Origin of the sequence: Microbacterium sp. NPDC089698 (assembly GCF_044749045.1) — a bacterium.
GTDB lineage: Bacteria > Actinomycetota > Actinomycetes > Actinomycetales > Microbacteriaceae > Microbacterium.
In genome coordinates, this window is sequence record NZ_JBIVHE010000001.1 from 855,747 (window position 1) to 878,575 (window position 22,829).

At 71.7% G+C, this 22,829-nt stretch carries 20 protein-coding genes; 5 read left to right on the top strand and 15 right to left on the bottom strand.

What is annotated here, in order from left to right; all coding sequences use genetic code 11:
* Positions 1–125: 125 nt before the first annotated feature.
* The 5 genes from ACIPY5_RS04100 to truB all read right to left on the bottom strand — a co-directional run bounded on the left by ACIPY5_RS04100 (position 126) and on the right by truB (position 5,288).
* Positions 126–2,270, bottom strand: coding sequence for a DEAD/DEAH box helicase (locus ACIPY5_RS04100; RefSeq protein ID WP_400967009.1), 2,145 nt, complete (start codon positions 2,268–2,270; stop codon positions 126–128).
* Positions 2,271–2,484: 214 nt separating this feature from the next.
* Positions 2,485–3,462 (bottom strand): bifunctional riboflavin kinase/FAD synthetase, encoded by a 978-nt coding sequence (locus tag ACIPY5_RS04105; protein ID WP_400967012.1) that lies wholly within the window; start codon positions 3,460–3,462, stop codon positions 2,485–2,487.
* Positions 3,459–3,887, bottom strand: a complete 429-nt coding sequence (locus ACIPY5_RS04110; protein WP_309338119.1) for a hypothetical protein — start codon at positions 3,885–3,887, stop codon at positions 3,459–3,461. Before ACIPY5_RS04110 ends, ACIPY5_RS04105 begins: the two co-directional genes overlap by 4 nt.
* A gap of 136 nt (positions 3,888–4,023) precedes the next feature.
* Positions 4,024–4,395 carry a hypothetical protein gene (locus tag ACIPY5_RS04115; RefSeq protein ID WP_400967015.1) on the bottom strand — a complete coding sequence of 124 codons (372 nt, stop codon included), beginning with the start codon at positions 4,393–4,395 and terminating at the stop codon, positions 4,024–4,026.
* The gene (gene truB / locus ACIPY5_RS04120; RefSeq protein ID WP_400967018.1) at positions 4,392–5,288 is read right to left on the bottom strand and encodes a tRNA pseudouridine(55) synthase TruB; all 897 of its coding nucleotides are present in this window, start codon (positions 5,286–5,288) and stop codon (positions 4,392–4,394) included. Before truB ends, ACIPY5_RS04115 begins: the two co-directional genes overlap by 4 nt.
* 86 nt (positions 5,289–5,374) lie before the next feature.
* Here truB and ACIPY5_RS04125 point away from each other — a divergent pair, with 86 nt between their 5' ends.
* Positions 5,375–6,271: an A/G-specific adenine glycosylase gene (locus tag ACIPY5_RS04125; protein ID WP_400967021.1), complete on the top strand. Its 897-nt coding sequence runs from the start codon at positions 5,375–5,377 to the stop codon at positions 6,269–6,271.
* Between the two features lie 45 nt (positions 6,272–6,316).
* On the opposite strand, the gene ACIPY5_RS04130 is transcribed toward ACIPY5_RS04125, so the two are convergent.
* From ACIPY5_RS04130 to nusA, 5 genes are all read right to left on the bottom strand, one after another.
* The gene (locus ACIPY5_RS04130; RefSeq protein WP_400967024.1) at positions 6,317–8,416 is read right to left on the bottom strand and encodes a LuxR C-terminal-related transcriptional regulator; all 2,100 of its coding nucleotides are present in this window, start codon (positions 8,414–8,416) and stop codon (positions 6,317–6,319) included.
* A 229-nt stretch (positions 8,417–8,645) separates the two neighbouring features.
* Positions 8,646–9,077, bottom strand: coding sequence for a 30S ribosome-binding factor RbfA (gene rbfA / locus ACIPY5_RS04135; RefSeq protein ID WP_309338100.1), 432 nt, complete (start codon positions 9,075–9,077; stop codon positions 8,646–8,648).
* Positions 9,078–9,219: 142 nt separating this feature from the next.
* The gene (infB, locus tag ACIPY5_RS04140) at positions 9,220–12,003 is read right to left on the bottom strand and encodes a translation initiation factor IF-2 (protein ID WP_400967027.1); all 2,784 of its coding nucleotides are present in this window, start codon (positions 12,001–12,003) and stop codon (positions 9,220–9,222) included.
* 59 nt (positions 12,004–12,062) lie between these two features.
* Complete coding sequence (locus ACIPY5_RS04145) at positions 12,063–12,353, bottom strand: YlxR family protein (RefSeq protein WP_309338094.1); 291 nt, start codon at positions 12,351–12,353, stop codon at positions 12,063–12,065.
* Positions 12,354–12,388: 35 nt separating this feature from the next.
* Positions 12,389–13,378, bottom strand: coding sequence for a transcription termination factor NusA (gene nusA / locus ACIPY5_RS04150; protein WP_309338092.1), 990 nt, complete (start codon positions 13,376–13,378; stop codon positions 12,389–12,391).
* Positions 13,379–13,523: 145 nt separating this feature from the next.
* Between nusA and ACIPY5_RS04155 the strand changes: the two genes are divergently transcribed.
* Positions 13,524–14,882, top strand: coding sequence for a flavin monoamine oxidase family protein (locus ACIPY5_RS04155; RefSeq protein ID WP_400967031.1), 1,359 nt, complete (start codon positions 13,524–13,526; stop codon positions 14,880–14,882).
* 82 nt (positions 14,883–14,964) lie between these two features.
* On the top strand, positions 14,965–15,261 hold the full coding sequence (locus ACIPY5_RS04160) for a helix-turn-helix transcriptional regulator (protein WP_400967034.1): 297 nt from the start codon (positions 14,965–14,967) through the stop codon (positions 15,259–15,261).
* 99 nt (positions 15,262–15,360) lie between these two features.
* On the opposite strand, the gene ACIPY5_RS04165 is transcribed toward ACIPY5_RS04160, so the two are convergent.
* The 4 genes from ACIPY5_RS04165 to ACIPY5_RS04180 all read right to left on the bottom strand — a co-directional run bounded on the left by ACIPY5_RS04165 (position 15,361) and on the right by ACIPY5_RS04180 (position 18,702).
* On the bottom strand, positions 15,361–16,401 hold the full coding sequence (locus ACIPY5_RS04165) for a TIGR00730 family Rossman fold protein (protein WP_400967037.1): 1,041 nt from the start codon (positions 16,399–16,401) through the stop codon (positions 15,361–15,363).
* A gap of 68 nt (positions 16,402–16,469) precedes the next feature.
* Complete coding sequence (locus ACIPY5_RS04170; RefSeq protein WP_400967040.1) at positions 16,470–16,910, bottom strand: cupin domain-containing protein; 441 nt, start codon at positions 16,908–16,910, stop codon at positions 16,470–16,472.
* Positions 16,907–17,506, bottom strand: coding sequence for a pyridoxamine 5'-phosphate oxidase family protein (locus ACIPY5_RS04175; protein WP_400967043.1), 600 nt, complete (start codon positions 17,504–17,506; stop codon positions 16,907–16,909). The genes ACIPY5_RS04170 and ACIPY5_RS04175 overlap by 4 nt, the downstream gene beginning before the upstream one ends.
* Positions 17,507–17,541: 35 nt before the next feature.
* A complete protein-coding gene (locus tag ACIPY5_RS04180) occupies positions 17,542–18,702 on the bottom strand; it encodes a P1 family peptidase (RefSeq protein ID WP_400967046.1) in 1,161 nt (386 codons plus the stop codon).
* Between the two features lie 149 nt (positions 18,703–18,851).
* Between ACIPY5_RS04180 and ACIPY5_RS04185 the strand changes: the two genes are divergently transcribed.
* Both ACIPY5_RS04185 and ACIPY5_RS04190 read left to right on the top strand, forming a co-directional pair.
* The gene (locus ACIPY5_RS04185; protein ID WP_400967049.1) at positions 18,852–20,342 is read left to right on the top strand and encodes an APC family permease; all 1,491 of its coding nucleotides are present in this window, start codon (positions 18,852–18,854) and stop codon (positions 20,340–20,342) included.
* A gap of 51 nt (positions 20,343–20,393) precedes the next feature.
* The gene (locus tag ACIPY5_RS04190) at positions 20,394–20,996 is read left to right on the top strand and encodes a TetR family transcriptional regulator (protein WP_309338073.1); all 603 of its coding nucleotides are present in this window, start codon (positions 20,394–20,396) and stop codon (positions 20,994–20,996) included.
* Between the two features lie 64 nt (positions 20,997–21,060).
* Here ACIPY5_RS04190 and ACIPY5_RS04195 read toward each other — a convergent pair whose 3' ends face one another.
* Positions 21,061–22,818, bottom strand: coding sequence for a proline--tRNA ligase (locus ACIPY5_RS04195; RefSeq protein WP_400967053.1), 1,758 nt, complete (start codon positions 22,816–22,818; stop codon positions 21,061–21,063).
* Between the last annotated feature and the right edge of the window lie 11 nt (positions 22,819–22,829).

Sequence of the window (22,829 nt, forward strand, 5' to 3'; positions counted from 1 at the left end):
GCCGAAAAGCGAAGTTCTTACACGCCTCATTTCGGAGTTCACACCTTCTTGACGAAGAACGGCGCTTCGACCCCCGAAAGCGGAAGAAGAAGCGCCGTTCTTGACAAGCCTGTGACGAGACGCGGTCAGTCGCCGCCGAGCGCCTCGCGCAGCAGGTGCATGAGCGCCGCCAGCTGCACCGACTCGCTCGCGCCCTCCTCCACGGCCTCGCCGTCGAGCGCTCGCGCTGCGAGTCCCTGCTTCTGATCGATGAGCTCGGCGATCTTCGTGTCGAGCGTGTGCGCGGCGATGATCCGCCAGGCCGTGACCGGCTCGTCCTGACCGATGCGGTGCACACGGTCGATCGCCTGGGTCTGCTCGGCCGCGGTCCAGCTGAGTTCGGCGAGCACCACGTTCGAGGCGGTCTGCAGGTTGACGCCGACGCCGGCCGCGGTGAGCGAGCACACGGCGATCCCGACCTCGGGGTCGCCGTTGAAGGCGTCGACCGCCTGCTGCCGCGCGACCGCGGTCTGGTCGCCGCGGAGCGACACCGAGCGGATCCCCGCCGCGGCGAAGTGCGCCTCGGCCTGATCCATCACGTCGACGTGCTTGGCGAAGAACACGACCTTGCCGACCGAGCGCTGCAGCTGAGCCGCGTAGTCCGCCGCGAGCAGCGCCTTGGCCTGACCGATCTTGCGCACCATGGTGAAGACGTTGTCTCCCCCGGTGCCCGCCGCCTTCGACTCCTCGAGCTCGCCGTGCGCGACGAGCCGGACGATGTCCTCGTCGATCTCGCCGTGGGCCAGACCCCTGTCTCCGCGGGCCTCGATGATCCGGCGGTACTTCGCCGCCATCCGCGCGCCCAGCTCGGCCTCGGCCTGCCGGATCCCGCGGCCGAACTCGTCGTCGAGCTGCACCGGCAGATCCGCGATGAGCTTGTCGGGGAGGTCGGCGGCCACGTCCTTCTTCTTGCGACGCACGATGCCCATCGAGATGACCGCGTCCCTGGCCTCGCCGTAGAACGCCTTGTCCGCGGGCGTCAGGCCCGTCGCGTCGAGCTTGTCCGCGAGCTCCGCGGAGGGCCGCTCGCCGTTGGTCCAGCCGAGGAAGCGCCAGATCGCGTCGAAGTCCTCGACGTCGTTGATCAGCGGCGTTCCGGTGAGGGCCATGAGCAGCGGGTGCGAGCCCGCTGCCTGCTCCCTGATCCGGGACGCGAGCGCGAGCACGTTCTGCGAGCGCTGCGAGGACAGGTTCTTGATGAAGTGCGCCTCGTCCACGACCATGCCGCGCAGGCCGATCTCGCCGAGCCAGGACAGGTGCCTGTCCAGGATCTCGTAGTTGACGATGAAGACGTCCGCGAAGGCGTCGACGTCCTGACCGTCGCCCTGGATCACCGCGGCGCGGCGCTGCGGGGTCCACCGCTCCACCTCGCGCGCCCAGTTCATCTTCACGACGTTGGGGACGACGACGAGCAGCGGGTAGGCGTGGGCGATCGACGCGGCGAGCACCGACTGCGCGGTCTTGCCGAGGCCGGGCTCGTCGGCGAGCAGGAACGAGCGATGCCCCGCCCTGACCGACTCGAGGAAGCGCGACTGGTGCACCATGACCTCGAGGCCCTTGGGCGAGAGGTGGTCGTACTCGGGCAGCGGAGGCAGCTCCATCGAGGCCGCCGTGCCACCGGCACCCGACTCGAACGCCTTGTACAGCGGGCCCATGAGCTCCCAGCCGTCCAGCCGGCGCCGCGGGGTCGCGGCGGGGCGGGGCGTGAGGTCCGGCGCGAGGAAGGGGTTCGCGAGCATCCGCGACTCCACCGAGGGCGGCGTGACCTGGCGCTCGGCGAGAGCAGCGGGAACGACCGGCGCCTGCTGCACGCGGACGACGTCGGCGATCACGAGCTCTTCGGGAGCGAGTTCCGCGCCCGACTCCAAAAGCCAGTCGCGGCGCATCCGCTTCGCGACGGGGCTCGTCGCCTGGTCCGCCTCGAGCAGCTGGATCAGCGACGTGTCGCGCGCAGCGGTCTTGGCGAGGATCGTCGCCACGCCGTCCAGGCGCTTGAGCTGCTCCGCCCGCGCGGAGTCGCCGAGTTCGACGTCCCCCTTGGCTCTCGCGCGCTCCTCGCGCACCAGGAACGCGATCACCTGGAACTTGACGCGGTTGGTCGGGCCGAGTTTCCCGTGCTGGGCCTTGGCCTCGATCTCGCGCACCTTGCGCGCGAGGATCGGGATCAGCGGCGCGTCCTCGTCTCGACGCGACGTCTTCTTCCGCCGGGTGGCGGTCGCCGTGGTCGGCATGCTCCTCCTGAGCGTGGATGCCGTCTCCGAGAGGACGGCGACTGTCCGAAAATGACCGCCCGGACGAAGCTCCGTCCCGACGATGCGTGTCCGCGGACGGGCGGCTGCCGAGAGGCATCGCAGACCGAGCGGACGAGAACCCCGCAGGCGTGCATCGCGCACGTCGATCACAACGGGTTCGGGGTCAGTTTACGCCACGCGAGCCCCGATGCGCTCACTCGGCGGGCGAGTTCGCCGGATCCGGCTCCGGCACGCCCAGCAGGATCCGCGCCTGGGCGACGTCGGAGGCGATGCCCGCGACGAGCGCGTCCATGCTCTCGAACGCCGTCATGCCGCGCAGCCGGTGGGTGAACTCGACCGTCACGTCGTGACCGTAGAGGTCCAGACCCGGGCTGTCGATCGCGTGCGCCTCGACCTGGCGCTGCAGCACGTCGTCGAACGTGGGGTTCGTCCCGACGGAGATCGCCGCGGGATGCACCAGTCCGGTCGTGTGATCCGCCAGCCGGCCCGCGTAGACGCCGTCCGCCGGCACCATCTCGTCGAGCAGGGCAGGAAGGTTGGCGGTGGGGAAGCCGAGCTCGCGCCCTCGCTTGAGGCCGTGCACGACCTCGCCGCGCACCGAGACCGGGCGTCCCAGCACGGCGCCCGCGAGCGCCACGTCGCCCGCCGAGAGCAGCTCGCGCACCCAGGACGAGGAGACCCGCCGGTCCGTGCCTTCCAGGAACACGTCCTCGATCACGTCGACCGTGAAGTCGCTCCGTGCGCCCAGCTCGGCCAGCAGCGCCGGCGTCCCCTTGCCGCCGCTCCCGAATCGGAAGTCGCGTCCGACGAGGATCGTGGCGACGTGCAGAGCATCGACGAGGATCGCCTGCGCGAAGTCCTCGGCCGTGCGCGACGCCAGCTGCTCGTCGAAGGTCAGCACGAGGACCGCGTCCAGTCCGCACGCGGAGAGCAGCTCGATCTTGCGCTCGACCGACACGAGATCGTCCGGGCACCGGTCGGGGCGCAGCACGCTCAGCGGATTGCGGTCGAAGGTCACGGCCACGGTCTTCGCGCCGATGCGCGCCGCGTCCTGCTGGGCACGACGGAACACCGCGCGATGGCCGGAGTGCACGCCGTCGAACTTGCCGATCGCGGCGACCGTGCGCCCGAAGTCCGCGGGGATCTCGGAGGGGTCGCGGAAGACGATCATGCGGCGGATCCGTCCGACGAGGCGGCGCCGTCCGCGACCGCCGCGCGGGACGGGCGGTGCGTGACGAGCCACCACAGCCCGACCATCGGCAGGAACAGCGGGATCAGCACGTAGCCGAGCCCGTACTGCGACCACACGGTCTGGTGCTGGAACAGGGCAGGGTGGGTCAGGCTCAGCGTGCCCACGACCAGGACGCCGACCATCTCGAACACGATGGCGACCCACGCGACCCGGTACCAGCCCGGACGCCCGGATCCGATCAGCGCGAGCGTCGCGACGATGTAGACGACCGCGGCGGCCGCGGACAGCGAGTACGCGAGCGGCGCCTCGTCGAAGGCCCGCGCGATCTGCACGAAGGATCGGCCGGTCGCGCCCAGCGCCATGACCGCATACACGATCACGAGCACGCGCCCGACGCCGCGCATGCGGGGTCGGGCCGGTGCGACGGAGGAGCCCTCCAGCTGGGGGGCGGATTCGGACGGAGTCGAGGGTCGCGCGGTGCTCATGGCGGAGTCCATTCTACGGAACACGAGGACCGGTGGTCCGCGGGTGCGGCTCTGCTCAGCCGCCGATCGGGGTGATCCAGATGACCTGCATGCGCCAGATCATCACGGCCAGCGCGAGCGCCACCACGCCCATGATCACGGTGCTCCAGCGTGAGCGCTCGAGCAGCGCCCAGATGGCTCCGCCGATCGGCAGCAGCACCGCCGAGACCAGATACACGCCGTACTCGAGCGGATCGCCCAGCGCGGGATTTCCCGCGAAAGGAGAGACGATCGCGATGACGACCTGCACGATGAGCAGCAGTTCGATCAGGGCGAGGGATCCGACGGTCCAGTCGTTCGGCCGCTTGCCCGCGAAGCCCATGATCAGGCACAGCAGGCCGGCGGCGACGGCGACCGCGAGCTGGAGGATCGTGAACCAGAGGATCATGACGCCCCCTCCGGCATGTTCATCGCGCTCTTCAGATCCTCGCCGCGGCGCTCGACGATCCCGATCAGGACGCCGTCCGGATCGATCGCCGCGGCGCGCGGCCCCTCCAGCCGCGCACGCTGGCCGGCCAGGCGCTTGCCGTGACGCAGGTCGACGGCCTCCTGCACGCTGACCTCGAGGACGGGGAGGATGCCGGCCGCAGCGTCGGCGGCGGTCAGCGGCTGCGCCTGGGCGAGGTCATCGAGCGCGGACGCATCGGCGACGTCGAAGGGCCCGACGCGCGTGCGGCGCAGCGCCGTGAGGTGCGCGCCGACGCCGAGCGCTGCTCCGAGGTCGCGGGCGAGGGCGCGGATGTAGGTTCCGGACGAGCAGTCCACGACCACGTCGAGATCGCGCACCCCTCCGTCGCCCGGGCGGTCGTCGAGCACGTCGAAGCGGGACACGACCACGTCACGGGCCGCGAGGACGACGTCCTCCCCCGCGCGCACCCGGTCATAGGCCCGGCGTCCGTCGACCTTGATGGCGGAGACGGCACTGGGCACCTGGGAGATGGCGCCGGTGAGCGCGGCGATACCGGTGGCGATCTCGTCCGCGGTGATCGCGGCGACGTGCGCCGGATCCGCCGAGGCCACGATCTCCCCGTCGGCGTCGTCCGTGCCGGTGCTCTGACCCAGGCGGATCGTGGCGAGGTAGGTCTTGTCGGCCCCGACCACGAAGGTCAGCAGGCGCGTCGCCGCCTCGATGCCGACCACGAGCAGGCCCGTGGCCATCGGGTCGAGGGTGCCGGCGTGCCCGACCTTGCGCGTGCCGAACACGCGGCGGGTGCGGGCGACGACGTCGTGACTCGTCATCCCGCCCGGTTTGTCGACGAGCAGGATCCCGCTGGTTGCCATCCTCCCAGCCTAGAGGCCCCCGGGTCCGGGATCCGACGGGCCCGCACCGGTCGCACGAGCCCCCTCGCGCGGTAGCGTGGACTCCCGTGCCCGACTCCCCCGCCTCCTCGCCGACCGCGTCCGCGCTGATCGCCTGGTACCGGGAGCACGCGCGGGATCTGCCCTGGCGGCGCGCGGAATACCTCGCCCGGTACGGCGCCTGGGGCGTGCTGGTCAGCGAGTTCATGCTGCAGCAGACGCCCGTGAACAGGGTGATCCCGCACCTGGAGGCCTGGCTCGCACGCTGGCCGGATCCGCTCTCGCTCGCGGCAGCGACCCCCGCCGAGGTGCTGCAGCAGTGGGCGAACCTCGGCTACCCGCGCCGGGCGCTGTGGCTGCACCGGGCCGCGACCTCGATCCGCGATGAGCACGCAGGCGCCACACCGCGCGAGGTGCCCGCGCTGCTGGCCCTCCCCGGCATCGGCGACTACACGGCGCGCGCCGTCGCGGTGTTCGCATTCGGCGACCGCCACCCCGTGGTCGACACGAACACGCGCCGCGTCATCGCGCGCGCCGTGCACGGACGCGCCCAGCCGGATCCGCCCTCTCGGCGCGACCTGGACGACATGCTCGCCCTGCTTCCGGAGGAACCCGCCGCCGCGGCCGTCGTGAACGCGGCGGCCATGGAGCTCGGCGCGACCGTGTGCACCGCCCGCAGCGCGGACTGCGCGCGCTGCCCTCTCGCGGATCTGTGCGCCTGGCGCGCCGCGGGCTTCCCTGACGGGGAGGATCGGCGGCGACGGCAGGCGAAGTACGAGGGGTCGGACCGGCAGGCGCGCGGAGGCGTGCTCCGCGCTCTGCGTCACGCCGAGGGGCACCGCCTGCCCGCCGAGGCCGTCCTCGCCGACTGGCCGGATGCGACCCAGCGCGACCGCGCGATCGACTCGCTCATCGCCGACGGGCTCCTCGAGGCGGCGGACGGCGAGCTCCTCCTCCCCCGCTGACCCGGGCCGGCGTGGCCCGCGCATCACGCCGCGGACCCCCGGGACTCAGAGGTGCTGGTCGGTGCGGTGCGCGAGCACGGTCAGCTCGTGCCTGGTCCGCACATCGACCTTGGCGAAGACGCGCCCGCCGTGCACCTCCACGGTCCGCACGGACACGTGCAGGGCGAGGGCGATCTCCTTGTTCGTGCGCCCCTCGGCCATGAGGAGAGCGACGTCCAGCTCGCGCGCGGTGAGGATGGGCTCCCACATCGCGCGGCACACGTCCAGCGAGGATGTCGCCGCCTGCTCCTCCGGCGCGCCGACGCCGGCGGCGGAGGCCCGGCGGCGCTCCCCCAGCGCCCGAAGACGCCGGCAGACCATGCCGCGCCACGCCAGGGCTCCGGACTCCTCGAACAGGCTGAGCGCCGCGCGCAGGTGCCGCACCCCGCGGCCTCGATCGCCGCGCGACGCCGCGGCAGACCCCAGCAGCGCCTCGACCCTGCCCCGTTCGAACGCCGAGCGTATTCCCCTGCTTTCCGCCGCCACGGCCTCGAGGACCGTGCGCCAGGACGACTCCCGTGCGGAGCGGATGCGCTCGCGCAGCATCCGGGCGAGCGCGGCCTCTGGCCTCTCCAGCGCCGCGGAAGCCCCCAGCGGGCCGATCTCGTCCAGGCCGGGAAGGCCGAACCGCTCGGGCGGCCTGCCGCGATCCGACCAGAGCGCCATGTGCACGGCGGCCTCGTCGGTCCGCCCGCGCAGGTAGGCGGCGATCGCGCGGTCCACGAAGCCGTCGGAGTCCTGCATGCAGGGCACGGCTGCGGTGAGCTCATGCGAGAGCGGTCCGATCCGGCCGTCGACCGCGAGTTCGAGCCGGCGGCACAGCGGCGCGGCGACGCCGCCGAACGGGAGCGCGACCGGGAGGTCCACGGCAGCGGCGCTCAGGATCCGGTGTGCGATGCCGATCCGGCCCGCCCAGACGTGCAGCAGCGCCTCGGCGACCGCGCGTCGTGCACGCAGCAGCGGGGCGCGCGCGTGCAGGCCGAGCGGGGGCGCCGCATCCGCGGTCGGATCCGGATCCGCATCGGCGAGGGCGCGGATCCCCGCGTCCGGGTCGCCGTCGATGCCGGCGCGGAGGGCGTCTGTCACGCGACCGACCGCGCCGCCCTCATCGATCGCGCCGCGGACGCCCGCCGCACCCGCGTCGAGCCGTCGCCGATCCGGCCGGCGGCCGCCGAGGGCCGCGCCGAAGGGTGCGCTCAGCCGTACGGCGAATGCGGTCCCGCGGCCGATCGCCTCGACGGACACCCGCGGATCCGGCGCGGGAGCCGTGCCGTGTCGCAGGGCATGCGTCAGCACGAGCGCCTGCGCCGCCTCCGCGCGGTGCCCCCGATCGATGCGCAGCACCTGCTCGAAGCGCTCCGCCGCATCCGCGATCCACCCCGCCGCCAGGGCCGCGCGCCCGCTGAGCAGCAAAGCTCCGGCGTGGGTCGCCGTGCCGGACGGCGCGTGTTCCGCCGCCTCCGTCGCACGGGACCACGCCCGCTCGGCGTCTCCCTCCCGCAGCGCGATGCGAGCGAGCGCGAGGAGCGGCCCGACCAGGGTTGGATCCCCCGCCACCGCTCCGCGGGCACGGTGCCAGAGCGCGGCATCGCCCCGGCCGGCACCCTGGAGGAGCTCAGCGAGCAGCCGGTGGGCGCGCAGCCGCTCCTGCGTGCTCGCCGCGGCGAGCACCCGCACGCGCAGTGCCGCATCGGCGAACCTGAAGCGTCCGCCGTGAAGTCGCACCAGACCCGTCAGCGGCGACCCCGGGATCCGGTCTGGCCCGCACCCCGCGATCGCGCACAGGACCTGCACCGGCCCGGCCCCGCACAGCGCGAGCGCGAGCACCTGCTCCGGATCCGCGTCCCGCGGCAGAGCACGCCGTTCAGGCCCGCCCGCTGCGGGGATCGCCGGAAGCGGATCGGGCGGCGCCCGCCACCCGCGCCGTGCTTCCGGGGGCAGGGCGGCGCGCACCGCCGCGGATGCGACCGCATCGCCTCCGCAGGCACGGTCGATCGCCGCACGCACGTGCGGGGCGATGTCGTGGACGTCGTCCGGCAGCGTCGGGGACGCGTCCTCGTGCCCCTGCCTCGTCGGCGCCCTGCGTCCCGCGCGCAGATCCCGCATGCGCGCACTCTTCGCGTCCCCCATGGCGCAGCCCCCCGCTGTGCTCGACCGTGCGCCTCGTCGCGCACGCGCTCGGATGCTAGCAAGGGCCTTCGGCGCCCGCAAAGGTTCTTGAACCCGGTAGAAGAAATACCGTCGACGCGGCACGAGACGAGGAAGAGCCCGGGAACACGGGGTTCCCGGGCTCTTCCCGCGAGTCTCACGGCGCCGCGATGCGGCGCGATCGGATCTACTCTTCGTCGTCCTCGCGCGGCTTCACGTACGGGTCCGCCTCACCGGCGAAGGAGGCGGAGGCGGCGATGCCGGCGACCTGCTCATCGCGCTCGCGCGCCTGGCGGAGCAGATCACTGATGTGATCGGCGTTCTCGGGCAGAGCGTCCGGGATGAACTCCAGCGTCGGCACGAGGCGCACGCCGAGCTGACGTCCGACCTCCTTGCGCAGCAGCCCGGTCGCCGCGGTGAGCGCCGCACCGGAGGCCACGCGCTCCTCCTCCGTGCCGAGCACGGTGTAGAACGCGGACGCGTGCTGCAGATCGCCTGTGACGCGCACGTCGGTGATCGTCACGAAGCCGAGGCGCGGGTCGCGCAGCCCCTTCTCCAGCCGCTCGGCGAGGATGACGCGGATCCGATCCGCGAGTCGTGCCTGTCGTTCTCCGGCCATGTCCTTACCCTCTCACTCTTTCGCCCGCGCAGAACGCGAGCGTGGAGCAGGATGGCATCCTGTGGCGACCGTCGGGGCGCCCGCGAAGCGGGCCGGGCCCCCGAAAGGCCGACACAGGATGCCATCCTGCGCTGCCACGTGCTTACGCGCGCGGCTTCTCCACCATCTCGGTGGTCTCGATCTCGTCGCCGACCTGGATGTCGTTGTACTTGCCCAGGCCGATACCCGCCTCGAAGTCCGTGCGGACCTCGGTGACGTCGTCCTTGAACCGGCGCAGCGACTCGATGGCCAGGCCATCGGCGATGACGATGCCGTCGCGAATGACGCGTGCCTTGGCGTTGCGCGTGATCGTTCCCGACCGCACGATGACACCGGCGATGTTGCCGAACTTCGAGGAGCGGAACACCTCGCGGATCTCGGCGACACCCGACTGGACCTCTTCGAACTCCGGCTTGAGCATGCCCTTGAGGGAGTTCTCGATCTCGTCGATCGCGTTGTAGATGACCGAGTAGAACCGCACGTCCACGCCCTCGCGGGACGCGGCCTCGCGGGCCTTCGGGTCGGGGCGGACGTTGAAGCCCACGATGATCGCGTTGTCGATCGTCGCCAGGTTCACATCCGACTCGGTGACGGCGCCGACGCCGCGGTGGATGATGCGCAGCTGCACCGAGTCGTCGACCTCGATCTTGAGCAGCGACTCCTCCAGCGCCTCGACGGCACCGGACACGTCGCCCTTGATGATGAGGTTGAGCGTCTCGACCTTGCCCTCTTCGAGGGCGCGGGTGAAGTCCTCGAGCGAGATGCGCTTGCGGGCCTTGGCCAGCTGGGCGTTGCGCTCGACGGCTTCGCGCTTCTCCGCGATCTGGCGGGCCATGCGGTCTTCCTCGGTGACGATGAAGACGTCGCCGGCGCGCGGGACCGAGTTCAGACCCTGCACCTGGACCGGGCGGGACGGAGCCGCGGCCTCGACCGCATCGCCGTTCTCGTCGATCATGGCGCGAACGCGTCCGTACGCGGTGCCCGCGACGATCGCGTCGCCGACCCGGAGCGTTCCGGACTGGATCAGCACGGTCGCGACCGAACCGCGGCCCTTGTCGAGCTTCGCCTCGATGGCGATGCCTCGCGCGGCCTTGTTCGGGTTCGCGGTGAGGTCCAGACCCGCGTCCGCGGTGAGCAGAACCGCGTCCAGGAGCTCCTGGATGCCGGTGTTCGCACGCGCGGACACGTCGACGAACATGACGTCTCCGCCGTACTCCTCTGCGACCAGGCCGTACTCGGTGAGCTGCTGGCGCACCTTGGCGGGGTTGGCCTCGGGCTTGTCGACCTTGTTGACCGCGACCACGATCGGCACGCCGGCCGCCTGGGCGTGGTTCAGCGCCTCGACCGTCTGCGGCATGATGCCGTCGTCGGCCGCGACGACGAGGATCGCGATGTCGGTCACCTGCGCACCACGGGCACGCATGGCGGTGAACGCCTCGTGACCCGGGGTGTCGATGAACGTGATCGCGCGCTCGATGCCGTCGTGCTCGGTCCACACCTGGTACGCACCGATGTGCTGGGTGATGCCGCCGGCCTCGCCCTCGATGACGTTGGTCTGGCGGATCGCGTCGAGCAGTCGGGTCTTACCGTGGTCGACGTGGCCCATGACGGTGACCACCGGGGGACGGATCTCGAGGTCGTCCTCGCTCTCCGCCTCCAGCTCGGCCTCGAGGTCGAGACCGAAGCCCTCGAGGAGCTCTTTGTCCTCGTCCTCGGGCGAGACCATCTGGATCGTGTAGCCGAGCTCGGCGCCGAGAACCTCGAACGTCGCCTCGTCCAGCGACTCGGTGGCCGTGGCCATCTCGCCGAGGTTGAACAGGATCGTCACGAGCGTGCCGGGCTGCACGGTGTAGCCGCGCAGAGCCTCGAGCTTGTCCGCGAAGTCCGCGATCGATGCGCCGCGGCGCAGGCGGATGATCTCGCCGTTGCCCTTGGAGACGTTGACGCCGCCGACGACCGGCGCCGACCGCATCTCGAACTCCTGCCGCTTCGCCCGCCGCGACTTGCGCTGCTTGCTCTTGCCGCCGCCCTTGCCGAAGGCGCCCGCGGTACCACCGCCGGGGCCGCGACCGCGGCCGCCGCCACCGCCGGGACGACCGGCGAAACCGCCGGCCGGAGCGCCACCGGGGCGCTGGAAGCCACCGCCCGCACCGGCACCGGCGCCGCCGGGACGACCGGGGCCGCCCGTGCGCTGCTGGAACGGAGCGCCGGGACGACCGCCACCGCCGGGACGACCGGGACCGCCGGCACGACCGCCCGGACCCGGACGGGGTGCGCCGATGCGCGGGGAGCCCGGGCGCGGAGCCTGCGGACGCGGGATGTTGCCCGGCGTGGGGCGCTGGCCCATGCCCTGCTGCGAGGCGAACGGATTGTTGCCCGGACGCGGACCCGCCGGCCGCGAGCCCATGCCCTGCTGCGAGGAGAACGGGTTGTTGCCCGGACGCGGTGCGCCGGGGCGCGGGGCGCCGGAGCCGCCGGGCTTGGGCGCGGAGGACTTCTCCGCGGCGGGGGCCGCCGGAGCGGCGGGAGCCGCCGGGGCCGCCGGGGCGGCGGGCTGCTCCGCGACCGGAGCCGGAGCGGGCTCAGCGGGCTTGGCCGGTCCCGGCTTGGGGCCGGGGGTCGGCGCCTTGGGGCCGGGCTTGGGCGCGCCGGAGGACGCCGCGGCGGGCGTGGCGCCGCCGGGCTTCGCCGCCGGGGCGCCCGAGGACGCGGCGCCGGTCGGCTTGTCGGCCTCGATGGCAGCACGCAGCTTGCGCGCGACCGGGGGCTCGATCGTGGATGAGGGGGACTTCACGAACTCGCCGAGCTCCTTGAGCTTCGCGAGTGCGAACTTGCTGTCGACGCCGAGTTCAGCGGCGATCTCGTGCACGCGTGGTTTACCAGCCACAATTCTCCTGTCAGGGTCGGTCCGCCCTGGCAGGGCAGACCACTAGTCGCGGACGGGTCTCATTTCGAGCCGTTCACTTTGTTTCCATAGCCGTTCAGCCGTTTCTCGAGGGTCTGCGTATTCTCTGCTTCCGGGAATTCCATTGCAGTGGACACACGGAGCGCACGGGTGAAGGCGCGTCTCCGCAGAGCGGTGTCCACGCACTCCCGTGCCGGATGCACCCACGCACCCCGCCCCGGCAGCACGGCCTGCTCGTCGAAGACGAGCTCACCGTTCCGGATTGCCACCCTGAGCAGGGCGGTGCGAGATGCACGAGCGCGGCAACCGACACACGTTCGTACGGACTCCATCTTACACCTCGGGCGCAGCAGGCGAACGCGGCCGCTCAGGCGCCGTCGAGGATCGAGTCCGGCTGGATGTCGATCTTGGCGCCGGTGAGCTTGGCGGCGAGGCGGGCGTTCTGCCCCTCCTTGCCGATCGCGAGCGACAGCTGGTAGTCGGGGACCAGCGCACGCACGGCCTTGGTGCCGGAGTCGAGCACGAACGCGCTGGTGACCTTCGCCGGTGAGAGCGCATGTGCGACGAACGTCGCCAGGTCCTGGTGGTAGTCGACGATGTCGATCTTCTCCCCCGCCAGCTCCTCGGTGACCGCGCGGACCCGTCGGCCCATCTCGCCGATGCAGGCGCCCTTGGCGTTGATCGCGGGGTCGTTCGCCTTGACCGCGATCTTGCTGCGGTGCCCGGCCTCGCGGGCCAGCGCGACGATCTCGACGAGGCCCGCGGCGATCTCCGGCACCTCGAGCGCGAACAGCTTGCGCACGAGTCCCGGGTGCGTGCGGGACACGGTGATCGCCGGACCCTTCATCCCCTTGGCCACGGAGGTCACGTACACGCGGATGCGCGTGCCGTGCGCGTACTCCTCGCCGGGGACCTGCTCTTCGGGCGGGAGGATGGCCTCGACGGATCCGAGATCCACATGGATCATGCGCGGGTTCGGTCCCTGCTGGATCACGCCGGCGACGATGTCGCCCTCCTTGCCGCGGAACTCCCCGAGCACGGCGTCATCGGCGATGTCGCGCAGACGCTGGCCGATGACCTGCTTGGCGGCGAAGGCGGCGATGCGGCCGAAGTCGTCGGGCGTCGAGTCCTCCTCGCCGATGATCGCGCCCTCTTCGTCGCGCACGGGGACCATCACGGTCACGTGACCGGTCTTGCGGTCGAGGTCGACACGGGTGCCCTCGGTCAGCACGCCCTCCTGGGAGTCGTGCTTGGCGTAGGCGGTCAGGACGGCCTGCTCGATGATCGCGATCAGCTCGTCGAAGGGAATCTCCTTCTCCCGCTCGATCGTGCGCAGCAACCCGAGATCGATATCCATGACGGCCTCCCTGTTCAGCTCTCGTCGGCGCGCACCCGCACGCACGACATCCGTACAACGATACCCTGGCCGGACCCGCCTCGGCGAAGTCCCCCCGGTCGCCATGTCGGGGACGACGACGGCGAGGACGCCCCGAGGAGGACATGTGCCCGAGTTCGACACGATCGTGATCGGTGCCGGCATGTCCGGCGCGACCGCGGCGCGGCTGCTCGCCGATGCCGGACAGCGCGTGGTGGTGCTGGAAGCGCGGAGCCGGATCGGCGGGCGCATGCACACGGACCGCGACGCCGGCTTCTCCGTCGACCTCGGCGCGTCCTGGATCCACGGGATCGAGAATTCCCGGCTGTGGGAGCTCGCGCAGGCGCTGGACGCGCCGACGATCGAGTTCACCGTCGGCAGCTTCCAGGCGGGCGGCCGGCCCATCGCCGACTTCGACGGCGACGGGAACCGGATGTCCGCGGCCGAGAGCGCGCGGTGGGTCGCCGACGTCGACACGGCCGACCGCGCCCTGGAGGAGGCGATCGCCCGGTCCGCGCCCGGCGACTCCTATCTCGACGTGACGGAGCGCGCCCTGGACGCGCTCGAGCGCCGCGACGACGCCCTGGATCCCGAGCGCATCGACGAGATCCGCGAGTTCTTCCGGCATCGCGTCGAGGAGCAGTGCGGCGCGTGGATCGGCGACCTCGACGCCCACGGGCTCGACGAGGACGCGATCGACGGCGATGAGGTGGTGTTCCCCCGGGGCTATGACGAGCTGCCGCGGCGCATCGCCGCAGGGCTCGACGTGCGGCTCGAGCACGTGGTGCGGCGGGTCGCGCGCGCCGAAGACGGCGTCCGGGTGGAGACCGGCCACGGCGACTTCACCGCCGCGCAGGTCGTCGTCACCGTGCCGCTCGGAGTGCTGAAGGCGGGCGCGATCGCCTTCGAGCCGCCCCTGCCCGCCGAGGTCGCGGATCCGATCGCGCGGCTCGGCATGGGGGTCTTCAACAAGGTGTTCCTGCAGTTCCCCGAACGCTTCTGGGAGGACGGCGTCTATGCGATCCGCGCCCTCGGCGAGCCCGGCGAGCACTGGCACTCCTGGTACGACGTGTCCGCGATCAGCGGCCGCCCCACGCTCCTGACCTTCGCCGCGGGGCCCTTCGGGCGGCACGTGCAGACGCTCACCGACGACGAGGCGGCGGCCGACGCGGTGGCGGCGCTGAGAAGGCTCTACGGCACGGCCGTCCCGGATCCGGTCGCCCGCTGGATCACGCGCTGGGGCGAGGATCCGTTCTCGCACGGCTCCTACTCGCACGTCGCGGCCGGATCCTCGCACCACGACCACGACGCCCTGGCGGGCCCGGTGGACGGCGTGCTGCACTTCGCCGGCGAGGCCACCTGGGGCGAGGAGCCCGCGACGGTCGGCGGCGCCTACGCGTCCGGCGCGCGCGCCGCGGAGCGCGTTCTGGGGCAGCCCGTCGACCTCGCCGCCTTCGCCGAGGGGATCCGGCGCGCCGAGGCCTGAGCAGGGCGGTACCGCTCGCGCTGCTTTGGTTCTACAGTGCTGTCATGGAGGCCGCGCTGGGGGCTCCGACTACCCGAGAACCGTGGACGACCGGGACGATCGTCGAGGCGGTGGCGACGTGCGCGCCGTGATCACGCCGCTCGGCGCCGAGCCGTCCGGCCGCGCGCTCGATGCGCTCACCCCGCGCGAGCTCGAAGTGCTCGCGCTCATGTCCGAGGGCTGGTCGAACGCGGCGATCGGCGCACATCTGTTCCTCTCCGAGCGCACGGTCGAGACGCACATCGGGGGCATCTTCACGAAGCTCGGCATCGAGGACTCCCCCGACGGCAATCGTCGCGTGCGCGCCATCCTCGCGTACCTGCAGGCCCGCACCCGCTGATCGACGCCCCTCGTCACACCCCCGCCATCTCCGAGTCGTCCCCGTCAGCGGGGCCCATGGCCTCCGCTGACGGGGACGACTCGGAAGTGGGGAAGGCGGTCAGGCGGCGGGGGCGGATCCGAAGCCGTTGATCGCACCGATCAGGCGGAAGAGGCTCCCGACCGAACGCTGGTCGAGGTGCAGCGAGAGCCGCGGCAGGTCCACGCGATCCTTGTCGGCGAGCTCCACGGGCTGCGGACCGCAGGCCTCGATGCGGCCGGAGGACAGCATCGATCCGAACTCCTCGTTCAGCTGTGCGATCTCTTCGGCGGTCGGCTGGGCGCGCAGACGGAGGACGAGCAGGTCCCCCACCCACCGCAGCGAGTCGTAGTTGCGCCAGAACCCGGTGATGACAGCGGCGGCCTCGGACACCGAATCGGTGATCTGCACGCGGTCGAAGTCGCCGGGTGAGATGACCCCGGTCGGCGAGAGGTCCTCGTGCACGAAGCGCTCCAGACCCCGCCAGAACGTGCCGCCCGGCTCGTCCAGCAGCACGATCGGCATGGGCTCGGCCTTGCCGGTCTGCTGCAGCGTGAGCAGCTCGAACATCTCGTCCAGGGTGCCGAAGCCGCCGGGCAGGCAGATGAACCCGCGCGACTCCTTCATGAGCATGAGCTTGCGCGTGAAGAAGTACTTCATCGCGACGACGTGCTCCTGCTCGGCGACGATCGTGTTGGCCTTCTCCTCGAAGGGGAGCCTGATCGAGACTCCGAGCGAGCGCTCGGGGCCCGCGCCCTCCGCCGCGGCCTGCATGATCCCGGGGCCCGCGCCGGTGACGACCATCCAGCCCTCCGCGGCGAGCGCTGCGGCCACGTCGCGTGCCTGCCGGTACAGCGGGTCGTCCTGCGCGGTGCGGGCGGATCCGAAGACGGTGACCTTGGACACCCCGTGGAACGGGGCGAACAGGCGGAACGCGCTGCGCATCTCGGAGAGGGCGGCCGAGGCGATCTTCAGATCCAGCCGGTCGGTGCCGTCCTCGCCGAGCAGCACCGCGGTCTGCAGCATCCTCAGCACCAGGCGCCGGTCGGCGTGCACGCCCGCGTCGTCGAGCACGGCGTTGATCTCGGCCCTGAGGGCGGGAGGCAGGATCTCGTCGGTCATGCCTCCAGCGTGTCATGCCGCCTGCGTCGACGGGCGTCGCCGCGCGGATCGGCCGGAGGCCCTGGCGCTCAGTCCGCGGCGGGCCAGGGCATGGGGCGCTCCGGCAGGCGCGCGCTGTCGTCGGGGAGGTGCGGCAGCGACTCGCCGCCGGCACGGATGCACAGCCAGCGCAGCTCACCCGGGCTGTCCGGACGGGCGCGCCAGGTGCGCGGCACGCCCTGGCCGACGCGCACGACCGAGCCGGGACCGACCTCGACGACGTCGTCGCCGACGCCCATCTGACCGCGTCCGGCAAGGAAGACGTAGAGCTCCTCGATGCGCGCATGCGTGTGCCAGTAGCCCGCCTCCTCGCCGGGGACCAGGGCGTTGGCGGTCATGCCGATGTACTGCATGGTGAGCTCGTGGTCCACGACGCGCCGGCCGTCGCGCGAGCGCGTCGCGTCGAATCCGCCGTGGAAGGCCCGCCACTCGTCGGGGCTCCCGATGCTCATGACCTCGTAGTCGCTCATGCGCTCTCCTCCTCATCCGAGCCCTGGCGCGTTCCCTCGCCGCCGCTCCATGACCGGATCCATTGATCCCCTTCGCGGGTGTACACGATGCGGATGTGCTTGCGGTCGACCGCCCCCTGCCAGAACTCGATCCAGGTCGGCACGATCCGCCAGAGCACCCAATCGCCGGCGGCGACCCCGGCGCGCGCCGCCGCGGAACGCGCCGCGAGATCGGCCGCGGTCTCCTCCTCGGGCGCCTCGACCACCGGACCGCGCACCCGCACGGCGCGCAGTACCGGCTGCCACCAGAAGTTCAGCGCGGCGGCGGGGTTCGCTGCGAGCTGCCGTCCCTTCGCGGACGAACGCGTCCCCGCGAAGGCCCAGCCGCGCTCGTCGACGTCCTTGAGGATGAGGGTGCGCGCATCCGGAACGCCGTCGCCATCGACCGTCGCCAGGGTCGATGCATGCGGCTCGGCGACGCCGGCCTCCGCCGCCGCCGTGATCCAGTTCAGGAACAGTGCGAGCGGATCGTCCGGCACCGCGTCGGGATGCAGCGCAGGGGCGGATCCGGTGAGCGAAGGGCGTGCTCGCAGCCAGGCGGCCGGCGTGGTGTCCATGCCCCCATCCTGCAGGACGCGCACCGGCCCGTGTCTCAGCGCCCCGCGCGCCGTGCCACGGCCGCACGGATCTCGTCGTGCGGGAGCGCGACGCTCTCGTGCCCGTCGCGGCCGACCATGTCCTCCGCCGCGACGAGCGCGTTCCACACCGCCTCGTCGACGGCCTGCACCGCCGCGGCGAGGAACGGATCCATCCGCCCCCATGGCACGAAGCGCAGCTGCTCGTACTCGGCGCGCTCGTCGGAGGGGAAGACCGAGCTGAGCGCCCCGGGGTTCGCGGTCGACAGCGCCAGCACGATGTCGCCGGAGAAGTGGCTGCCCGCGGTTCCGCTGCGACCGAGTCCCAGCGCGCCGCGGCGGGCGAGCGCCGCGCACTGCCCCGGCAGCAGGGGCGCGTTCGTCGCGATGACGACGATGGCGGATCCGGCCCCGCTCACGGCCCGCCCTGCGGCCCGGTCCTGCGCGAACCAGTCGGTGTCGTCCATCGGGTTCGGCGCCGCGGTCTGCTGCCCGAGCGGGACGCCGTCGAGGCGCAGCTCCGCGCGGGAGCCGAAGTTCGCCTGGATGAGCGCGGCGACCACGTACTCGTCCTCGCCGTGACGCACGATCCGGGAGGCCGTGCCCGTGCCGCCCTTGAATCCGTAGCAGTTCATGCCGGTGCCTCCGCCGACGTTCCCCTCCGCGACCGGCCCGGCCACCGCGGCATCCAGCGCCTGGACGGCGTGCTCCGGCCGCACGTGGCCGCCGTTGATGTCGTTGAGGTAGCCGTCCCAGGTCTCGCCGACGACCGGAAGCAGCCATTGCGCGGCCAGGTCGGGGCGGTTCGCGGCGAGCCACGCGTCGACGCCGGCGTGCACCGGACCGACGGCATGCGAGTTCGTGATGGCGATCGGCAGGGCGACGGATCCGGACTCGTCGATCCAGCTCCGGCCGGTGAGCTCGCCGTTCCCGTTGAAGGAGTGCACGGCCGCCGAGCACGCGTCGCCCACGCCGGCACGCCCCCGCGGCAGGATCGCGGTCACCCCGGAGCGCACCGCATGCGCGCCCTCCCCTGCGATGAGCGTCGTGAATCCGACCTCGAGGCCGGGGACATCGGTGATCGCATCCCGCGCGCCGGGTTCGCCGTCGAAGACGATGCCGAGATCGCGGGCGCGCGGGCGTCCCTCCGGCTGCGGCGAGGTGGGGTGCGACGTCATGGGGTCTCCGATCTGCTTTGAACGAGTGTTCAGAATCTTACGGCAGATCGCAGCCATTTGCTTGACAGAATCGACTTAACGCTCTTGAATCGCTGTTCAAGCGCCGTTGCTGTCCCGATGCCACGGCTGACCGAAACCAGGAGCCGATGATGTCTCGACCTTCCCCCGCCGATTCCGCGGTCGCCGCCCCGGCCGACGCCGCCCTCACCGGCGGCACCGCGCTCGCCCGCCGCCGACTGGGCGTCTGGGCGATCGTCTTCTTCGTGATCTCCGCGGCCGCACCGCTCACGGTCGTCGCCAGCGCCGCCCCGACCGACTTCCGCCTCGCGGGGATCGGCGGGCCGGGAGCCATGCTCGCCTCCGGCATCGTGCTGATGCTGTTCGCGGTCGGGTTCACGGCGATGTCGCGCTACGTCCGCAACGCCGGTGCGTTCTACATCTATGGCGCGAAGGGCCTCGGCAAGCCGGTCGGGATCGGGATCGTGTTCGTCACGATCTTCTCCTACGCCGCCCTCTGCATCTGCTTCTACGGCTTCGTCGGCTTCTTCGGCGAGATGACGTTCTCCGCCCTGTTCGGGATCCAGCTGCCGTGGACGGTCTACGCGCTCATCGCCTTCCTCGCCGTCGGCATCCTCGGCTATCGCAAGATCGACGTGGGCGCCAAGGTGCTCGCCGTGCTGCTCACCGCCGAGGTCGCGATCCTGCTGATCCTCGCGATCGGCGTGCTCGCGCAGGGCGGCCCCGAGCCGATCTCGTTCGCCGCCTTCGCTCCGCAGAACGTGTTCTTCGCCGCGGGCAGCGGTGCGCTCTTCGTCTTCGGGTTCGGCGCCTACCTCGGTTTCGAGAGCACGGCGATCTACACCGAGGAGGCCATCCGGCCCACCCGCACGGTGCCGATGGCGACCTACATCGCGATCGCGTTCCTCGGCGTCTTCTACGCCTTCACGTTCTGGATCCTCACGGTCGCCTTCGGTGTGGACGGCGTGCTCAAGCTCGCCCAGGAGGACACCTTCCAGGACATGGTGTTCAACGCCGGAGAGCAGTACCTGGGGCTCTGGGCGTCGATCACGATGCGCATCCTGATCGTGACGAGCTTCTTCGCCTGCCTGCTCGCGTTCCACAACGCCTGCACGCGCTACCTGTTCTCGATCGGCCGGGAGCGACTGCTGCCCGCCTGGCTCGCCCGCACGCAGATCAAGACCCAGGCACCGCACCACGCGAGTCTCGTGATGAGCATCATCTCGCTCGCCGCGATCGTGATCACGCTCGCGTCCGGAGCCGATCCCTTCCTCGGCTTCGCTCTGCCGGTCTACTCGGTGGGCGTCGCCGGCCTCGTGTTCGCACAGGCCGTCGCGGCGATCGCCGTGGTCGGCTTCTTCCTGCGCGACCGCCGGGGCCACAGCGTCTGGCGCGTCCTCGTCGCCCCGGCGCTCGGGGCCGTCGGCCTCATCGTGGGATGGATCCTCATCGCGACGAACTTCAGCCTGGTCTCGGGTGTCGAGGGCCCGATCAACCTCGCCCTGCTGGCGCCGACGCCCGTCCTGTTCCTCGCCGGGATCGTGATCGGCTTCGTGCTCAAGGCGCGCAATCCCCGGCACTATGCTGAGCTGACCACGGTGGTCGTGGACGACGAGGGCTGAGCGCCAGGATCGGGACGCGGCGGCTCGCAGGGTCCGCAGGAAGGGGTCGCCGTGCCGGCACCGCACAAGCACAGCGCGCGCCGTGCCGAGCTCATCTCGGCCACCCGCCGGGTCGCGGGCCGGAGCGGCCTGAATGCGACCAACGTCCGTGCGGTCGCGGCCGAGGCCTCGGTGAGCGCGGGCAGCGTGCTGTACTACTTCCCCAGCTTCGACGACCTCATGTACGCGACCGTCGAGGGCGTGCTGGAGGAGATGTACGAGCACCGCAGGGTGATCGCGGAGCAGGAGCCGGATCCGATCCGGCGGCTCGCGAAACTCGTCGAAGCCGGCGTACCGGATGAGATCAGCGACCATCTGCGGATGGCGTACGAGAGCATCCCGCTGCTGCGCGAGCAGCCCCAGTACCGCCCGCTGCACCGCTCGATCGTGGAGCGCCAGGTGAGTCTCTATCGATCCACGATCGAGATCGGGGCGGCGCTCGGCGTCTTCCGGCCCGCGGCGGAGCTCACCGTGATCGCGCGCAACATCGTCGCGCTCGAAGACGCGTACGACCTCTACCCCTTGATCGGGTTGGAGCTCGGCGCGACGACCTATCGCGCGAACATCCTCTCCTACGCGTCGCTCGCGCTGGGCTGCGAGATCGCCGCGGAGTGACCGCCTGCGAAAGGCCCCGGGATCCTCGACGGATCCCGGGGCCTTCACCGCTGGTGTGCGGCGCTCAGCGTGCGGTGAGGGCCTGCAGGGCCTCCGCGAGGGAGATCGTGTCGCGCTCTCCGCTGCGGCGATCCCACAGCTCGACCTGACCGTCGGCCGCGCCGCGGCCCACGACGAGCACGCGCGGCACGCCGACGAGCTCGGCGTCGCCGAACTTGACGCCGGGCGAGACCTTGGGACGGTCGTCGTAGAGCACGTCGAGCCCGGCGGCCTCGAGCTGGGCCGCCGCATCCGCGGCGACGTCGAACGCGATCTGGTCTCGACCGGCGGCCACGACGTGCACGTCGAACGGCGCCACCGAGGCGGGCCAGATGAGGCCCTTGTCGTCGTTGTTGAGCTCGGCGATGATCGCGAGGATGCGCGTCACGCCGATGCCGTAGGAGCCCATCGTGACGGTCACGAGCTTGCCGTTCTCGTCGAGCACCTTGAGCCCGAGCGCCTCGGCGTACTTGCGGCCGAGCTGGAAGACGTGGCCGATCTCCATGCCGCGCGCGAGATGCACGGGGCCGGATCCGTCGGGTGCGGGATCGCCCTCGCGCACGTTCGCGATCTCCACGATGCCGTCGGCCGAGAAGTCGCGGCCCGCGATCACGGAGTGCGCGTGCTTCTGGTCGATGTTCGCGCCCGTGATCCAGCTCGAGCCCTCGACGACGCGGGGGTCGAGGAGGTAGCGGATCCCGGTCGCGGACTCCTCGCCGAGGATCGCGCCGGTCGGCGACCACGGGCCGATGTAGCCCTTGACCAGCAGCGGGTGCTTCTCGAAGTCCTCGGGGGTCGCCGCCTCGATCTCGGCCGGGGCGAAGGCGACCTCCGCCCGCTTCTCGTCGACCTCTCGGTCGCCCGGGATTCCGATGACGACGAGTTCGCGCGTGCCGTCGAGGTGCGTGAGCGCGAGCACCACGTTCTTGAGCGTGTCCGCCGCCGTGAACTCCCCGTCGAGGTGCGCGTTCGCGTGCGCGACGAGCGTCTCGATCGTGGGCGTGTTCGGCGAGTCGAAGATCACCGGCGCACCGTCCGCGTCGAACGGGAGGGGTTCGGGGATCGCGGTCGTGTACGCCTCGACGTTGGCGGCGTAACCGCCCGCGGAGCGCACGAAGGTGTCCTCGCCGACGGGGGTCGGGTGCAGGAACTCCTCGCTGCGGGATCCGCCCATCGCGCCGGCGTCGGCCTGCACGATCACGTACTCCAGGCCCAGGCGCTGGAAGATGCGCTCATAGGCATCGCGCTGCGCCTGATAGCTCGCCTCGAGACCGGCGTCGCCGGCGTCGAAGGAGTAGGCGTCCTTCATGGTGAACTCGCGGCCGCGCAGGAGGCCGGCACGCGGACGGGCCTCGTCGCGGTACTTGTCCTGGATCTGGTAGATCGTCAGCGGGAGGTCCTTGTACGAGGAGTACAGATCCTTCACGAGCAGCGTGAACGCCTCCTCGTGCGTGGGTGCGAGGAGGTAGTCGCCGCCCTTGCGGTCCTGCAGGCGGAAGAGCAGATCGCCGTACTCCTCCCAGCGCCCCGTCGCCTCGTATGCCTCACGCGGCATGAGCGCCGGGAAGTGCACCTCCTGCGCGCCCGCGGCGGCCATCTCCTCGCGGACGACCTTCTCGATCCGGGCCTTGACGCGCAGGCCCAGCGGAAGCCAGGCGAAGATGCCCGACGCCTGCGGTCGGATGTATCCGGCGCGGATCAGCAGCTTGTGGCTCGCGACCTCGGCGCCGGCCGGGTCTTCGCGGAGCGTGCGGAGGAAGAAGTTCGAGAGACGTGTGACCACCGGACAAGTCT

Bases quoted from the DNA above. Each gene is read 5' to 3' on its own strand.
- ACIPY5_RS04100 (WP_400967009.1), bottom strand. From the start codon at position 2,270: ATGCCGACCACGGCGACCGCCACCCGGCGGAAGAAGACGTCGCGTCGA.
- ACIPY5_RS04105 (WP_400967012.1), bottom strand. From the start codon at position 3,462: ATGATCGTCTTCCGCGACCCCTCCGAGATCCCCGCGGACTTCGGGCGC.
- ACIPY5_RS04110 (WP_309338119.1), bottom strand. From the start codon at position 3,887: ATGCGCGGCGTCGGGCGCGTGCTCGTGATCGTGTATGCGGTCATGGCG.
- ACIPY5_RS04115 (WP_400967015.1), bottom strand. From the start codon at position 4,395: ATGATCCTCTGGTTCACGATCCTCCAGCTCGCGGTCGCCGTCGCCGCC.
- truB (WP_400967018.1), bottom strand. From the start codon at position 5,288: ATGGCAACCAGCGGGATCCTGCTCGTCGACAAACCGGGCGGGATGACG.
- ACIPY5_RS04130 (WP_400967024.1), bottom strand. From the start codon at position 8,416: ATGCGGGATCTGCGCGCGGGACGCAGGGCGCCGACGAGGCAGGGGCAC.
- rbfA (WP_309338100.1), bottom strand. From the start codon at position 9,077: ATGGCCGGAGAACGACAGGCACGACTCGCGGATCGGATCCGCGTCATC.
- ACIPY5_RS04145 (WP_309338094.1), bottom strand. From the start codon at position 12,353: ATGGAGTCCGTACGAACGTGTGTCGGTTGCCGCGCTCGTGCATCTCGC.
- nusA (WP_309338092.1), bottom strand. From the start codon at position 13,378: ATGGATATCGATCTCGGGTTGCTGCGCACGATCGAGCGGGAGAAGGAG.
- ACIPY5_RS04165 (WP_400967037.1), bottom strand. From the start codon at position 16,401: ATGACCGACGAGATCCTGCCTCCCGCCCTCAGGGCCGAGATCAACGCC.
- ACIPY5_RS04170 (WP_400967040.1), bottom strand. From the start codon at position 16,910: ATGAGCGACTACGAGGTCATGAGCATCGGGAGCCCCGACGAGTGGCGG.
- ACIPY5_RS04175 (WP_400967043.1), bottom strand. From the start codon at position 17,506: ATGGACACCACGCCGGCCGCCTGGCTGCGAGCACGCCCTTCGCTCACC.
- ACIPY5_RS04180 (WP_400967046.1), bottom strand. From the start codon at position 18,702: ATGACGTCGCACCCCACCTCGCCGCAGCCGGAGGGACGCCCGCGCGCC.
- ACIPY5_RS04185 (WP_400967049.1), top strand. From the start codon at position 18,852: ATGTCTCGACCTTCCCCCGCCGATTCCGCGGTCGCCGCCCCGGCCGAC.